This window comes from Candidatus Syntrophosphaera thermopropionivorans (assembly GCF_004353895.1).
Taxonomy (GTDB): Bacteria; Cloacimonadota; Cloacimonadia; order Cloacimonadales; family Cloacimonadaceae; genus Syntrophosphaera; species Syntrophosphaera thermopropionivorans.
In genome coordinates this window covers 64179-79133 of record NZ_SMOG01000005.1, presented here as the reverse complement: position 1 = coordinate 79133, position 14955 = coordinate 64179, and the positions used below count along the sequence as shown (strand labels likewise).

13 protein-coding genes are annotated in these 14955 nt (G+C 35.5%); 3 read left to right on the top strand and 10 right to left on the bottom strand.

Features of this window, described 5'->3' with window-relative positions; translation table 11 throughout:
• From tsaD to E0946_RS03100, 6 genes are all read right to left on the bottom strand, one after another.
• Positions 1-749: tRNA (adenosine(37)-N6)-threonylcarbamoyltransferase complex transferase subunit TsaD (gene tsaD, locus E0946_RS03125; RefSeq protein WP_133201011.1), on the bottom strand; the 749-nt coding region annotated here is incomplete at its 3' end.
• Positions 746-1456 (bottom strand): YbbR-like domain-containing protein, encoded by a 711-nt coding sequence (locus E0946_RS03120; RefSeq protein WP_133201010.1) that lies wholly within the window; start codon positions 1454-1456, stop codon positions 746-748. The genes tsaD and E0946_RS03120, both read right to left, overlap by 4 nt.
• A 3-nt stretch (positions 1457-1459) precedes the next feature.
• Positions 1460-2875 carry a sigma-54-dependent transcriptional regulator gene (locus E0946_RS03115; protein ID WP_133201009.1) on the bottom strand — a complete coding sequence of 472 codons (1416 nt, stop codon included), beginning with the start codon at positions 2873-2875 and terminating at the stop codon, positions 1460-1462.
• 9 nt (positions 2876-2884) lie between these two features.
• Positions 2885-4081, bottom strand: coding sequence for a glycoside hydrolase family 57 protein (locus E0946_RS03110; protein ID WP_133201008.1), 1197 nt, complete (start codon positions 4079-4081; stop codon positions 2885-2887).
• 11 nt (positions 4082-4092) lie between these two features.
• Positions 4093-5430 (bottom strand): glycosyltransferase, encoded by a 1338-nt coding sequence (locus E0946_RS03105; protein ID WP_133201007.1) that lies wholly within the window; start codon positions 5428-5430, stop codon positions 4093-4095.
• Positions 5427-7520, bottom strand: a complete 2094-nt coding sequence (locus tag E0946_RS03100) for an amylo-alpha-1,6-glucosidase (RefSeq protein WP_133201006.1) — start codon at positions 7518-7520, stop codon at positions 5427-5429. Before E0946_RS03100 ends, E0946_RS03105 begins: the two co-directional genes overlap by 4 nt.
• Positions 7521-7869: 349 nt before the next feature.
• Here E0946_RS03100 and E0946_RS03095 point away from each other — a divergent pair, with 349 nt between their 5' ends.
• From E0946_RS03095 to hydG, 3 genes are all read left to right on the top strand, one after another.
• On the top strand, positions 7870-9237 hold the full coding sequence (locus E0946_RS03095) for an ATP-binding protein (protein ID WP_133201005.1): 1368 nt from the start codon (positions 7870-7872) through the stop codon (positions 9235-9237).
• 213 nt (positions 9238-9450) lie between these two features.
• Positions 9451-9699: a TM1266 family iron-only hydrogenase system putative regulator gene (locus tag E0946_RS03090; RefSeq protein ID WP_133201004.1), complete on the top strand. Its 249-nt coding sequence runs from the start codon at positions 9451-9453 to the stop codon at positions 9697-9699.
• Between the two features lie 15 nt (positions 9700-9714).
• The gene (hydG, locus tag E0946_RS03085; protein WP_133201003.1) at positions 9715-11124 is read left to right on the top strand and encodes a [FeFe] hydrogenase H-cluster radical SAM maturase HydG; all 1410 of its coding nucleotides are present in this window, start codon (positions 9715-9717) and stop codon (positions 11122-11124) included.
• 442 nt (positions 11125-11566) lie between these two features.
• Here the strand turns inward: hydG and E0946_RS03080 are convergent, their stop codons facing one another.
• The 4 genes from E0946_RS03080 to E0946_RS03065 all read right to left on the bottom strand — a co-directional run bounded on the left by E0946_RS03080 (position 11567) and on the right by E0946_RS03065 (position 14818).
• Positions 11567-11947 carry a hypothetical protein gene (locus tag E0946_RS03080; protein WP_133201002.1) on the bottom strand — a complete coding sequence of 127 codons (381 nt, stop codon included), beginning with the start codon at positions 11945-11947 and terminating at the stop codon, positions 11567-11569.
• A 19-nt stretch (positions 11948-11966) separates the two neighbouring features.
• Positions 11967-12680 carry a single stranded DNA-binding domain-containing protein gene (locus E0946_RS03075; protein ID WP_133201001.1) on the bottom strand — a complete coding sequence of 238 codons (714 nt, stop codon included), beginning with the start codon at positions 12678-12680 and terminating at the stop codon, positions 11967-11969.
• 190 nt (positions 12681-12870) lie between these two features.
• The gene (locus E0946_RS03070) at positions 12871-14538 is read right to left on the bottom strand and encodes a YgiQ family radical SAM protein (RefSeq protein WP_133201000.1); all 1668 of its coding nucleotides are present in this window, start codon (positions 14536-14538) and stop codon (positions 12871-12873) included.
• 67 nt (positions 14539-14605) lie between these two features.
• Positions 14606-14818, bottom strand: coding sequence for a cold-shock protein (locus tag E0946_RS03065; RefSeq protein WP_133200999.1), 213 nt, complete (start codon positions 14816-14818; stop codon positions 14606-14608).
• Positions 14819-14955 lie beyond the last annotated feature (137 nt).

Below are 14955 nucleotides of genomic sequence, written 5' to 3'. Positions count from 1 at the left end.
ATGAGAGGATCTATGATAGCTTGCTGGATTGAAGCAGCTAAATCAGCTTTATGTTCTTCTATATATTCTGGTTTATGACGACTTAGATATTCCAGAACTGCAGTTTTTAGACCACTATAGCTGAAATTGAAGTTGTTTTTACGATTTAGAGCACGTGGGAAATGAAAGAACTCGGGATTTCCCTTCCTGGCTAAAGAATCTATAATAGGACCTCCAGGATAGCCCAAATCAAGAAGTTTAGCCGTTTTATCAAAAGTTTCACCTGCGGCATCATCCAGAGTTTTTCCTACAATCTCAAAATCGGTTAAAGTTGAAAAATAGACCAATTCAGTATGTCCACCAGATACCACTAAAGCCAAAAAAGATGGTTGGATAGATTTATGCTCTAAAAAATTTGCAAAGATATGAGCCAGCATATGATTAACCGTGATTAAAGGTTTCTCCCAGCTCCAGGCAAGACTTTTAGCAAAGGAAAGTCCAACTATTAAAGACCCTATTAATCCTGGATTGATGGATACGGCAACAGCAGAAATTTCAGCAGGGGAAAGATTACTCTGTTTAAAGGCAGCTTCCGTGAGATAAACAATATTTTTTAGATGAAGACGAGAAGCAAGTTCGGGAAGAACACCACCAAATAAAGAATGGTCTAACTGAGTGGAGACTACATTAGCTAAAATATTATAATCGGTATCAACTATTGCTACTCCGGTGTCATCACAAGAGGATTCAAAAGCGAGAATGGCATTCATTTAATAACACGGACTTTTTGAGGTGTTATATCCAGAATAGTCACATTTTCCGGAACTGAGGCATAAACAGTGTAGTATCCTTCATTATCAGGGGTAGGAGAGATAGTTATGGATATTCCTTGCGGTAAACGTGCAAGTAAAGAAGCTTTTCCTTGAACTTTTAGGGTAGCTTTAGGTGGGAAAATTTTCAAATTCCGAGGGGATGATATTGGTAATTCATATAAAATTCTGGTAACTATAGGGTCCTGACTATCTATAATGGTTGTTTCTTTTGGTGGACTTAATTCTTCAGTTTTTTCTTGGTCACTTATAGTAGTTGTTTCACTTTCCTTGTTTGATACTTTAGCTAAATCTTCAGCTTTTAAGTTTTCATATGGAGGAGGTGGAATAACATTTATAAAATTAACTTTAATGTTCTCGGGCATATTCACGATACGGAAGTTTTTATCATTTCCTGCCCAATAATCAGAGGCACTCATTTCTACATAAACACGGGAAAAATAAAGTTTTAAGATATCCAACCCCTTTCCTTGAACCTGACAGAGAATCTTTTTAGGTTGGGGTCTTAATGTATCTGCAGTAGTGGATTGAACAAGTCTGAGCTCAAGATTGACCTTGCTTTGATGTTCATCCATTAGGATAATCTGCAGCCAGATAATGATAGCAACAGCCAGAGCGAGTATTTTCAGTCCAAGATTATGTTTCATAGCTCAATTTTCTCGTAAAACATTGTTCAAGCCAAGAGCTTTAATCTTTTTATAGAGAGTAGTTCTTTCAAGTCCTATAACTTTAGCAGTTTTGCTTACACTATAATTGTTCTCTTTCAAGAAATGCAGGATATAATCCCGTTCAAATGCAGCAGTGCTATGTTTAAGATTATGGATATAAAAATACTTCTCCATTCCAGTAGTAGTCTCGTTTATAGACTGAATCATCTTGTTATGCAGATGACGGAGTATGGTTTGATTATTAATTTCCCGTTCATTAATACAGATATATTTACAGAAATTCTTCAATTCTCGTACATTTCCGGGCCATTTATAGGTAAGGAGTTCATCTTTTATGCTATTTAATTCCAGATGGTCACTTTGATGATAATAGTCCGCATAGCTATTGATAAAATAATTCATTAAAAGTATTATATCATCGCCCCGTTCTCTTAATGGTGGGATCTGGATTATATTTCCTTCAATGCGATAGAAGAAGTCTTTACGAAAACGAGAAGGATCGGAAAAGGTTTTTATATCTGTATTTGAAGTTAAGATAAGACGAGTATTAACTTTTTTAACTGAACCACCAACGACATGAATTTCTTTATTTTCAATGGCTCGTAAAATTTTAGCTTGAGCGTTCAGAGAAAGGTTAGTGATTTCGTCTAAAAAGAGAATTCCTTCTGAACATTTTTCAAAAAGTCCTATATAGGGTCTATCTGAGAGACCGTTAATTCCTTTTTCCTGTCCAAAGAGTTCTCTTTCAATAATGGATTCATTGAGTGCACTACAGAAAATGGTATGAAAAGGTTTACCAAAACGACGGGAATTGATATAGAAAAAGTTTGCTGCCACTTCCTTTCCAGTTCCATTTTCTCCCAGGATGAGCACATCTTCATCTGCTTCAGCAAATTTAATTAATTGATTGCGAACTTTATTGATGGTTGCACTTTCACCGATAAAAGGAAAAGCCTGAGTGAATTGTCTTTTAAGATTTAGGTATTCTATCTGGAGGTCTAAATTCTGTTCTTCTTGTCTTTTTAGATTAATAGCATTATCAATATGAAATAGAAGTTGCTCAATGTTGAAATTAGGACCTTTTTCCAGGAAGTGATAAGCACCCAATTCCCTTATCTGACGAATTTGCTCTGTAGTAACTTCTCCTGAAATAACTATCACCTTATAATTGAAATCCAGATTTTCTTTAATGTATTTCAGCACCTGTATTCCATTAAGGCGACTTCCAACCAGAAAAACATCTACTAAGATTACATCTGGTTTAAAAGTTCTTAGTTGAGCAAAAAAGGTATCAGAGTTAGAAGCTAATTGCACTTCATATTCGTTATTTTTTAAGATAAGTGCAATCTGTTCAGCAAGAACAGTATCATCCTCCAATACCATCACTTTTCCTTTCATTTTTGCACCTTATTGCAGCCTTTCTTCTAAATCTGCCAGAGCATTCATATAGTAAATATAAGCTTGATCGGGTGAATCATAAGGAGAAAAATATTTGTGCACATCTCCATCCTGGAAATATTTAGTGCACATATAATAGAAATGGTCTGAAGTGCTCAATTTCCGAGCGATTTCCAAGAGTTTTTCATCTCCCTTTTGACGGATAAGGTTAATCAGATTGTACAAAGTTTCAATGGCATTGCGTTGCATATCATTAGAGAGCCAGGCAGAAAGGTCTCGTTCCACATCAGCCCAGGAAACTGGTTCTGGAAAAGAAAGAGCTTCCTGTTGATAATTAGCCAGTTTATATGCTTCTTTAGGATTAGCAAAACCCAGATGAGGTCTCTTCAGAATTTCTTCAGGGAAGTGCTGCATAAAATCAAAAATACCAGTTTCAGCCCATTGATGTTCTCCAAAGGTTTCATAATCCATAAAGAGATTTAAGAAAAGATTCCTACCTTCTTTTTCGGATAAAGTGAGACGATCAATCCAGTTCACAAATTTATCTACAGTTAAAGGATATTCGGGCCAATCTCTATCGGAAAAACGAAAGGCGATGTCATCTGCCAATTGATAATACTTTAAAAGCAGGTTGATAGTCTTGGCATAGTTTTTATAGGTATAAAGTGGAGAACGCCATTGCAGAATTCTATCTACACCTTCCGTGAGAATGGTATGAAATCCTTCTATTTCATAGATAAGGTCTGAAAGGCTGTCCTGATAGATAAGCTCAGTATTACGGAAGGTTTCAGGGTAATAACCGAACTCACTTTTCATTAAATCTCGGTGCATAGCCACTTGATCTAAGAACTCATTGGTATCAAACAAGAAAGCAAGAGAATGATAGTAAGTCTCTCCTAAGAGTTCCACATAGCCAGTATCAACCAATTCCTTAAAAGAATCCAAGGCTTCAGGACTATAAGCTTTCATCTGTTCAATAGCTGTTCCGGTTAAAGAAAAGGCTACTTTAAATTGACCTTCATATCTATGAATTAAATCAAGTAGCAGTTTATTAGTAGGAAGGTAGCACTTTTCAGTGACTTTACGCATAATCTGACTATTCAGATGTTCATCAAAATAATCTACACCTTTACCAATATCTAATACATTTAAATGACGCAAACGATAGGGTTGATGCACTTGAAAGTAAAATACTACATATAACATTTTATCACCTATTAGGGATTACTTTTTAAATATTCAGAAAGGGTGGAAGAATAGATTTGACGAATCTTTTCAGCAGAATCATTCCAGTGGATTTTATTAACTTCTTCCATACCTTCTAAACCGATTTTGCGACAAAGATCTGGATTTTCAATCAGATGATTTACTGTTTCTGCCATTAAATCTACATCCCAGTAATCTATTTTAAAGGCATGATTAACTACTTCTGCCACTCCAGATTGTTTGGAGATAATTGCCGTCACTCCAAAAGCCATTGCTTCCAGAGGTGAGATTCCAAAAGGTTCAGAAACTGAAGGTAAAACAAAGATATCAGAAGCACGAAGGATATCTTCTACCTGTTGCCTATTCAAAAAACCAGTAAAGAGAAATTTATTTCCCAATTTCTTAGCAGCTGATTTATAAAGTAGCTCTCGTGCCATATCACCTGTTCCTGCCATAATAAAATGAGCTTCAGGATGGACTTTATGGACTTTACTTGCCATTTCTAAGAAGTAATCTGGACCTTTTTGAAGGGTTATCCTTCCGAGAAAAAGGATAGTCGGTCCTTTGAAAATGCGTTTTTTAGTTCTATGATATTCATCAGAGACAGAAAAAGCATTGTGCACAATACTGATTTTAGCTGTATCTATTCTGTAATGAGACATCACCATCTGAGCAGTATATTGGGAAACAGCAATAACTTTATCCGCAAACATCATTCCTGCTCTTTCAATTCTATGAACTCTGGGATTACCAGGACCTCCAGCTCGATCATATTCTGTGGCATGAATATGCACCACTAATGGTTTGCCTGAAATGCTACGAGCAAGCATTCCTGCTGGATAGGTTAACCAATCATGAGCATGTATTAGGTCAAAATCCAGTTCTCGCGCAAATCTTTCGGCACGTATAGTATACTCTTGCACTTTTTTAAAGATATCTTCATCACCCATTAGATGAGCAGTAAGTTCTTCCCAGATTTCTCTTTCTTCCTGAGTTATGCTTTCTCTTTGATATTCTTTTTTGATGGCTTTAACAAATTTTTGGACTTCACCCAATTGAAGATAGGTTTCAGGATGGACAGTTACACCAATATAATCCAGACGTTCTTCTATATTTAGGAATTTATGACTGATATATTCTGTATGCTTTTTGGGGTCCAGGAATACAGCTGGAAGTTTGTCAACATCGTCTGGCTCTCTTAAAGGAAAATACACTAATTCTTTAGTAGGGAGGACAAGATCAACTTTTATACCAAGACCAAGAAGGGCACGAACCATTCCATAGCAAGCCATTCCTAAACCGCCAGCAATTAAAGGGGGAAATTCCCAGGTGAACATTAAGACTTTCATTTTCTTTTCCTTTGCAATGTTTTCTTTCTGGTTACTGGTTTCTTTTGAAGAGGAGTGATGATACCTTTTAAAGTAGCTATATAGGATTCTATATTATATAAAGCAGCCACACTGATAGCTTTTGCTGGTGCACCTTTGGGAAAATGGGGGTGATCACCATCCCAGACTTCTGCAATAGTGGCAATATGACCTCTCATAAAGCTATAACGGAAAGTGGAAATGAATTCTCCCAATTTTTCTGCTAATTCTTGATCAGACATCGTGTCTCTATGAATTTTAAGATAGAGACCACAGAAAGCACCTAAAAGCCATGCCCAAACGCTGCCATTATGGAAAGCAAGGTCTCTTTCTCTTTGAGTTCCATAATATTTCTTACGGAAACGGAAATTCTTTGGATTTAAGGTGCGTAGTCCATAAGGTGTGTAAAGTTCGTTATAGGCAACTTGCCAAACTTGTTCCATCTTTTCTTTATCTATCAATTGCCAGGGAAGACTTAAAGCAATAACAGCGTTGGGTCTAATTTCTTCTACGGGTTCATCTCCTAATAATCTGTCTGCCAGATAGCCATTTATCCAGAATTTTTGGAAAGATTCGTATACCATGTCTTTAAGCTTTATCACATTTTCTTGAGGTGGATAGGATATGCCAGATAATTTAGTATATTCTTCACACATAGATGCATAGCAACAGATAGCATTATACCAAAGTGCATTAATTTCCACGGGTGCACCATTTCGTGGTGTTACTGCTCTTCCATCAATGCGAACATCCATCCAGGTGGCATGAGCAAATTCTTCCTTAAGCTCTATTAATCCATCTTCTCTGATAAAGAAGGGATATTTAGTATTGGTTAGGATATAGTCCAGCACTTCTTCTATAACCCGAATACTTTTCTTCCAGAAAGCTATATCCTGTTTGTATTTTCCCAGTTTCCAGAGAAGGATAACATACCAGAGAGTGGCATCAACCGTATCGTAATTGGTATTTCTTCCCGATTCCTTGAGCATATTAGGGATTAAACCATCTTGCATTTGGTTCTTATATTTATTCAGTATCTTTTCTACTAAATCAAGATAATTGGGCATATGAAGGAGGGTATTCAGAACGATCATTGTATCTCTACCCCAGGGACCGTAAAAAGGATAACCGGAAACAATATCATTATTGGATATAAAATCTCTCAGAGCAAATTCCAAAATCTTTAAATAGTCTTCATAGGAGAAAAGGAAATTATCTTCAAAATCAAGTTTGCTGATAAGAGTATCATCTTTATCTGGAACGGTAGGATAATCTTTAGGTTTAGGAAGAGCAGCATAACGCTTTTCAATTGAATTAATCAGCTTTTCTGGATTTTTGATTGGCTGGTCAGAAAAAAGCAGGAATCGGCTTTCTCCTATAGCTAAAGAAAAGTTCAGTTCAAAAAATGCTATCTGATCTCCTATACCTGCATAACCACTCATAACTTCCCAGGGGTAAAAAACATTGTAGTAAGTTAATCTTTTATAATCAACCTCTCCTTTATCCATCCATCCAAAAACCCTTAAACCATTGCTGGGACGGACTACATTAAAGGAACATTTATCATCTATATTATTGAATTCTGTATCAAAGACTTCCCTATCCAGACTTCCTGGAGCATTAAGTTCGTGATGTGGGGTCATAGTATATTTTGGGAGCAAGGTGAGATGCAGTTTATGATGTCCCAAATTGGTGTATTTTACCAGGATAGTATTGCTATCTTCATCCATCATAAGTTCTTTGAGTATAAGGATATCATTTTGATGAGGTAAAGCGGAATAAAGAAATATAGGATAAGGACGCAGCCAGGGTTTGACCAGGCATAAGAATCCTTCTGGATAGATACAGTTGCTATAATTATTACTATCTAAATATAGAGTTTGACCACGCCATTCAACTTTTTCTTCCATTCCTGCAACTAGATGATAGCGTTGAAAATCTTTGTCACTGGCTATCAAAAGGCCATGATATTTACGCTGATTTATCAGATTTCCTGTTCCTAAAGCATAACCACCAAGCTTATTGGTCAAAATCCATTCATGGTGGTGAGTCTCCATAAAATAATTACTCAATTTACCTCCTCATACTATATGCTTTTTTTGATTTGGGGGTTATTATGTGGAATTTTTTCCATAACCCTCTTTCCGTCAAGTGATTTATCAATCATTTCAATTTTAGAGAGTTAGATGATTTTACTTTTATAAATAGATGTTATTAAAGTTATTAGTGAAATATCGCATTCTCTTAGGTGTATAATTTATATGAACTAATATAGCTTACTCATGAATGAAAAGAGAATAAGTAAATTATAGGAGAATAGAACATTATTCTTAGGAATATTATGTTTGATAAACATAATGTTTGACAAACATAATGAATATAAAATAATGGAAACATAACGAAGTAAGGAGGTTTTTTAAGATGGAATTTGTAGATAGAGAAGAAGAATTATGCTTAATTAAAGAGGAATTAAGTAAAAAAGAAAGTCAATTAATTGTAGTATATGGAAGAAGAAGGGTTGGCAAGAGTGCCTTATTGCAAAAACTTAAACCTGCAAATTGTATCTATTATCTTGCTGATATTAATACTTCCGATATTCAGAGGAATTTTTTTGCCGTTCAGGTAGCGAAACTAATTCCAGGGTTTAATAATGTTTTGTACCCGGATTGGTATACCTTTTTTGAACAGGCAAATAGGCAACTATCTAAAAAGGCTACTATTATTATTGATGAATTTCCTAATTTAGTGAAAAGTGCACCAGAATTACCAAGTGTACTCCAAAAGATTATTGATTTAAAGCAGAATTTGAATTTTCATTTAATTATTTGTGGCAGTTTACAGCAGATGATGTATAGCACATTTCTGGAGAAAAGTTCCCCTCTTTTTGGACGAGCAAATAGAATTATTAAACTTCAGCCCCTAAAATGCAAGTGGTTGAAACAAATACTGAATCTAACATCCATTCAAGCAATTGAGGAATATTCGGTCTGGGGTGGGATACCAAGGTATTGGGAGGTTAGAACTGAATATAATAGTTTATTTGAAGCGATTAGAGAAGCTATTCTTAATCCCTATGGTATTTTATATGAAGAGCCTTTGAGACTTTTTATGGATGATTTAAGTGGTGCAGTTCAGCCAATTAGCATAGCTTCATTAATAGGGCTGGGTTGTAATAAACTTTCAGAAATTGCTGGTAGATTAAATAAACCAGCCACCAGCCTTAGTAGGTCATTGCAAGTCTTAATTGATGCAGGTTATGTAAAAAGGGAATTGTGCTGGGGTGAAAATTTCAAGAATAATAAAAAAACACTTTATAGATTAGAAGACCCTCTTATTAGATTTTTCTTTACCTTTGTTGTTCCAAATCAATCCATTTTAAACAGTCGGCTTATTGATGTGGTAGAGAAGGAAATAAAAAAAAGATGGCAAGTCTATGTTTCAGAAACCTGGGAAGAACTATGTAGACAAAGTGTAATTAATTTAAATGTTAAAAACATACAATTTCTTCCTGCTCAAAGATGGTGGCAACAGTCCAAAACTAATAAACCAATTGAAATTGATATTATAACTGAGTCTGTTGACGGTCAAAATCTACTTATTGGTGAAGCAAAATGGGGGAAAAACATTAAACCAGATATGTTACTTAGAGAATTAGACCAGAAAATAACCTATTTAAATCTTCAGAAAAAATATCAAAACATCTATCGTCTGATTATGCTTCCTGAACTGGAATTTGAGGTTAAAGAGAATGTTATTTATGCAGGAGCAGATTTTGTTTGTCAAAATTGATTACATTTCCAGTGATTGTATTTATAGGATATAGAATCAGCGCAGTATTGATTTTCTTAAGAAATCTCTTGCCAGATAGAGCAAGATAAATATTATATTAAATAAAGACCTGAGATGAGGGATAAGTTCCGGCATCAAGGGTGGTAAGAAAAGAGCAAAACTCCTTTTACAATCCTCCTTCATCCAGGCAAATGAATTTTAAAGGATAATTATATGGATGAAAAGAGGCACATTGTCACTATTGTGATAGAAGATAGGGAGAAAGCATTCAATCACGTTTCCGAACTTATTCATCAACATGCTTCCTATATCCTTTTAAGGGTGGGTTATCCTATGCGGGATAGAAATGTGTCCGTCATTTTTTTGATTATGGAAGCCAATCTGGATATCCTGGGTTCTTTTGCAGGAAAATTGGGTCAGATTGAGTCCGTTAAAGTGAAGACTATGACTTTAAAAGTATAATAATAAGGAGTTAAAATGAATATAGACACTGAAGGACTGGAGTCCTTTATACCAACGGAAAAGATTGAGGAGTTGCTTCAAAGCGAGCAGAATCCTTCCGAATCTCAAATAAGAGAGATTATTGCTAAAAGCCTGGAAAAGAACAGGCTTGCACCAGAAGAGACAGCAGCTCTGCTTAATGTGAGCGACCCTGAATTGAAACAATTAATCAGAGAGGGAGCGCATGAGCTTAAAAAGACCATTTATGGAAATCGGATAGTGCTTTTTGCACCGCTTTATGTGGGAAATGAATGTGTTAATGATTGTGTTTATTGCGGTTTCAGAAGTTCCAATAAAGAATGTATTAGAGCCACATTAAGTCACGAACAATTAGTGCAGGAGACGCAAGCTCTGGAATCAAAAGGGCATAAGAGACTGATTATGGTTTATGGAGAGCATCCAAAATACTCTCCAGATTTTATCGCTCAAACTGTTCAAACTGTATATGATACCAAATATGGAAAGGGCGAGATTCGTAGAGTGAATATCAATGCAGCTCCTTTGGATATAGAAGGTTACAGGATTGTGAAATCTGTGGGAATCGGTACTTATCAGATATTTCAGGAGACTTATCATCAAGAGACTTACAAAACATTGCATCCGAGAGGTCCTAAAAGCAATTTTCTTTGGCGTTTATATGGACTGGATCGGGCGATGAAAGCGGGAATAGATGACCTTGGTATCGGTGCTTTAATGGGTTTGTATAACTGGAAGTTTGAAGTGATGGGACTGCTTTATCACACTATTCATCTGGAAGAAACCTTTGGAGTGGGACCACATACTATCTCTTTTCCTCGTTTAGAACCAGCTATTGGTACAAAATTTACGGAAAATCCACCTCATAAGGTTCCCGATGAAGATTTTAAGCAGTTAATAGCCATTATCCGATTGAGTGTTCCTTACACGGGTATGATTTTAACTGCGAGAGAAGAAGCAGAACTTCGTAATGAGGCAATTCGTTATGGTATTTCCCAGATAGATGCCGGATCCAGCATAGGAGTAGGCGATTACAGTGCCAAAGATGAGGAATCAAGAAAGAAAAGTCAGTTCGTTTTAGGGGATACACGCAGTCTGGATGATGTAATATATGAACTGGCGCAAGAAGGTTATATTCCTTCCTTTTGCACCAGTTGTTATCGTGCTGGTAGGACAGGTGAACATTTTATGGAATTTGCCATTCCTGGATTTGTAAAAAGGTTTTGCACTCCTAATGCTTTACTAACTTTTGCTGAATATCTTTATGATTATGCCTCTGAGCGGACAAGGCAGATCGGATTTGAGTTAATAGACCGAGAACTAAAACAAATTGAAGATGAAAATATGAAACAAGCAGTTAAAAACAAATTGGAGCAGATGGAAAAAGGAGTGCGGGATCTCTATTTCTAAAACCCGGGGCATAGAAATTAGATAATTTTAAATATAACAAAATAATATTAAATCAAGAAGTTTGGATTATCCAAACTTCTTTTTTATGATAGAGATGGTTTATTAAGGTTAATGCTACCAGATAATTATAAAGATTCAATTGCTATGTTAGCTCGCTCTTATCTTTCACTTATCAAAAGAGCTAAGAAAGAGCCAAGGGAGAGCTAAGGGAGAAGCTGTAATTGACTGAAAAATAAACAGATAGGTCAAAAAGGACAAAAATCAAGGATAAGTAACTCTAAATAAAGTAGTTATCTCTCATTTACCTTTTTGCACATTACGATATATAATTTTATTCTATCATCATATATTGATGTCTATAAAATAATGAATCCCAATCCACAAAAAAACCCGCATCAAAAAGACACGGGTGGAAAAATTAGGATTTTTGAATTATTAATTTTTAGTCGGCTGGTTCAGGTTCCACTTCTACATTAATATTCTCGCCTTCCTGTTCGCTTAAAGGTTGGATCTCAATATTGATTTTGGTTTTAGCGAGTTCAGGATAAAAATCATCAATATACTCACGGATAGTAGTTTCAATATCAGTGTATTTATCCAGGATCTCTTGCGGGAATTCTACTTTGATATTGTTGGCATTTATAGTATTTATTCCGCTATTAATACTTATTTTAGGCTTAACTCCATAGACATTATTCAAGAAATCACCGAGCGATTTTGAAAGCTTTATAACTCCATTAATACGTTTATAAGCTTTAACGCCAAAATGAGCAGCCAGCGCTACACCTGCGACGATAAGTGTATTCTTAAAGAATTTTTTCATTTTTTATACTCCTTAAATTTTATTTATATAATGATTTGATAGAGCCCCAGCTACGAGTCTGAATGTAAACAGGTTGTTGAATTTGCAGGTCCTCAGAACTTACAGGATTGAGAGTATACTCTCCATAAGAAAAAGTTACAATACCAGATATTTGAAGAAATTGTGTTCCTAAAGCGGGTAAATTTGTTTTAGTCCCAAAATTTCCCAGTGACACACTACAGGGGCCACTTCCATCATTAACCATAAACTTTCCATTTTTACTTTTGATACTGGAGACAGATACATTGACAAGACGGACATAAACTCCCTCATAAGCTTCAGCATCTAAGGGATTAGTTAACTGGTTGGTACTGATAATTACGGGAGTAGGTAAACTGCGATGTTGGTCCAAGACCCGGTATGAGTTCAAATTGCGAATACAGGTCATTCCAAAGTATTCTGCTACTTCCCCGGATATTTGCAAGTAATTTCCTCTTTTAGGTTTATGCTCTGTATCCAATACATAAATCCCTCTCCAGGCTCCACTAACTGGTTCAGAAAGGAAATAACCTTCTCCATTGAAATTAACAGCAGTTACAATTCCTTCCACAGTAACCTGTTTACCCAGATAAGGTGAGGGATAACTATTATCTGCACCACGGCTATTGGTATATTGAATATTGTATATAGAAGTAGCACCTGCCATTACGCAGAAAAAGATAAACCCAACCATTAACAGCAAATTTTTCTTCATTCTTTGCCTCATATAAATCCAATTATCTTCAATGATATTATTGTCAAGTAAAATAATAATTCTTATTCTGGTTAAAGCAACACATACTTATGGCTGAAAGAGATTATGTGGTTCGCAATCATATTAATTTACAATAAGTTATAGAAAGTATAGAAAAATAAATTGAGATTATATAAACTTATGATATAAATTATTTAAATAAGCTAAGAATGATATCTTTTTGCTTTCGGATTTCACCTGGTTTAGGGATATACACTGGTTTCCCAGTCCAATAATTTAAGCCAGTATAATACATACAAGTGCTTAATGTCATAGGAGTAGGAGTAAATTCTTGCACCTGTTCCACTTTTAAATTATGCTTTTTTAGCCAATCCCGCAATTTATAAGCATCCTGAATGGTAGAACCTGGATGTCCAACAATGAGATAGGGGACAATTTGTCTTTTTATTCCTGCTTCTTCACAGGTAGAAAAGAAAATCTGAGAAAACTTCTCAAAGGAAGAAGTATCGGGTTTTTGCATTAATCTCAAGATTTTGGGGACACAATGTTCTGGTGCAAGTTTCAATCTTCCACTGGTATATTTTAGGGTTAAAGCTTTTATATATTGAGGAGAAAGAATAGCAAGATCGTGTCTGATGCCTGAAGAGATAAATACAGATTTAACTTGTGGTAGGTTTTCAAGAATAGAAAGTACTTTTAATTGTTTCTCTTGAGCAAGATTTAAATTTGGGCAGATTGATGGATAGATACAAGAAGAGCGCTTGCAAAAAGAAGGAAAATCCAGAGAACAAAAGGAAGCATACATATTAGCACTTGGACCTCCCACATCAGTAATAGTCATCTTATGCTTTCTTTTCGCAGTAATATTTTTTATTTCTTGAACCAGAGAATCAGAAGACCGCCAGCTTATTTTTCTTCCTTGATGTACTGCTATAGCACAAAAACTACAGCCTCCATAACAACCTCTATGAGCAGTTAAAGAATCCTTTATCTGTTCATAAGCTGGAATCCTATGTTCTTTATAAATGGGATGGGGAGCGTATTCAAAAGGAAGTAAATATAGTTCATCCATCTCTTTTTGAGTTAAAGATTCCGCTGGAGGGTTATGTTTTATCCAGCGATTGCCATTTAATTGATAGATGGTTCTGGATAAATAATTCTCTTCAAAAATATGGGTCATCTGATGAAAGGTGAATTTATCCTGACAAGCGATATTATCAGGAAGAATAATATCATCAGCCTCAGGAGGTTGCTTACTAAAAACAGTAGTTCCTGCGATATCGGTAAGTTCAGAAATCTTTTTTCCTTCTCGTAATGCTTTAGCAATGGCAAGAATAGCTCTTTCAGCCATACCATAAACTAGAATATCAGCTTTGGTATCAGCTAAAAGACTGGCACGTATTTTATTTTGCCAGAAATCGTAATGAGCTATACGTCTTAAAGAAGCTTCTATGCCACCCAAAACGATAGGAGTGTTCTTAGCTATTCTTTTAAGAATATTAGTATAGACTAAACTTGCCCGGTCTGGTCTCAACCCAGAAATGCCGTCAGGACTATAGGCATCATTGTTTCTCTTTTTTCTTTGAGCAGTGTAATTGCTTACCATAGAATCCATATTGCCAGCAGTAACTCCGAAAAAGAGATGGGGAATACCAAGAGCCAGAAAATCCTCATCTTTTTCAGGATTAGGTTGTGGTAGGATTCCTACGCGAAAACCAGCTTTTTCCAGGACTCTTCCAATTATAGCTGCTCCAAAACTTGGGTGGTCAATGTAGGCATCACCGGTAACAATTATAATATCCAGCTCATCCCATCCACGAGCTCTGGCTTCTTTTAGATTGATTGGTAAAAAAGGCATAGGATAAAATTCAGGGGCAGAAGATATACTCTTTTGCCCCTGAGAATTATGTTAACAGAATTTTGGCTTAGGAATTAACACGAATGATATTAATGGCTTGGGTGCCTTTATCAGTTTCCATTAAATCAAAGGTAACTTCTTCATCTTGTTCCAGAACTTTAAGTTCCCGAGGTGAATTTGTTACTATAGATTTCCAATGTACAAAGTATTCTTTATTATCATCCGTGATTATAAAACCATAACCTTTATTCTTGTTAAACCATTTAACTTTTCCTCTCATAAGGACCTCATTCATTATAATATTCCCACAGATAATATAAGCGTATTTTGGTCAATACAAAAGATGAAATACATTTATTAACAGTTTTTTTATTGACGATTAAAGCAAGTTCTCTAAAGTGATTAAATAGATTATAT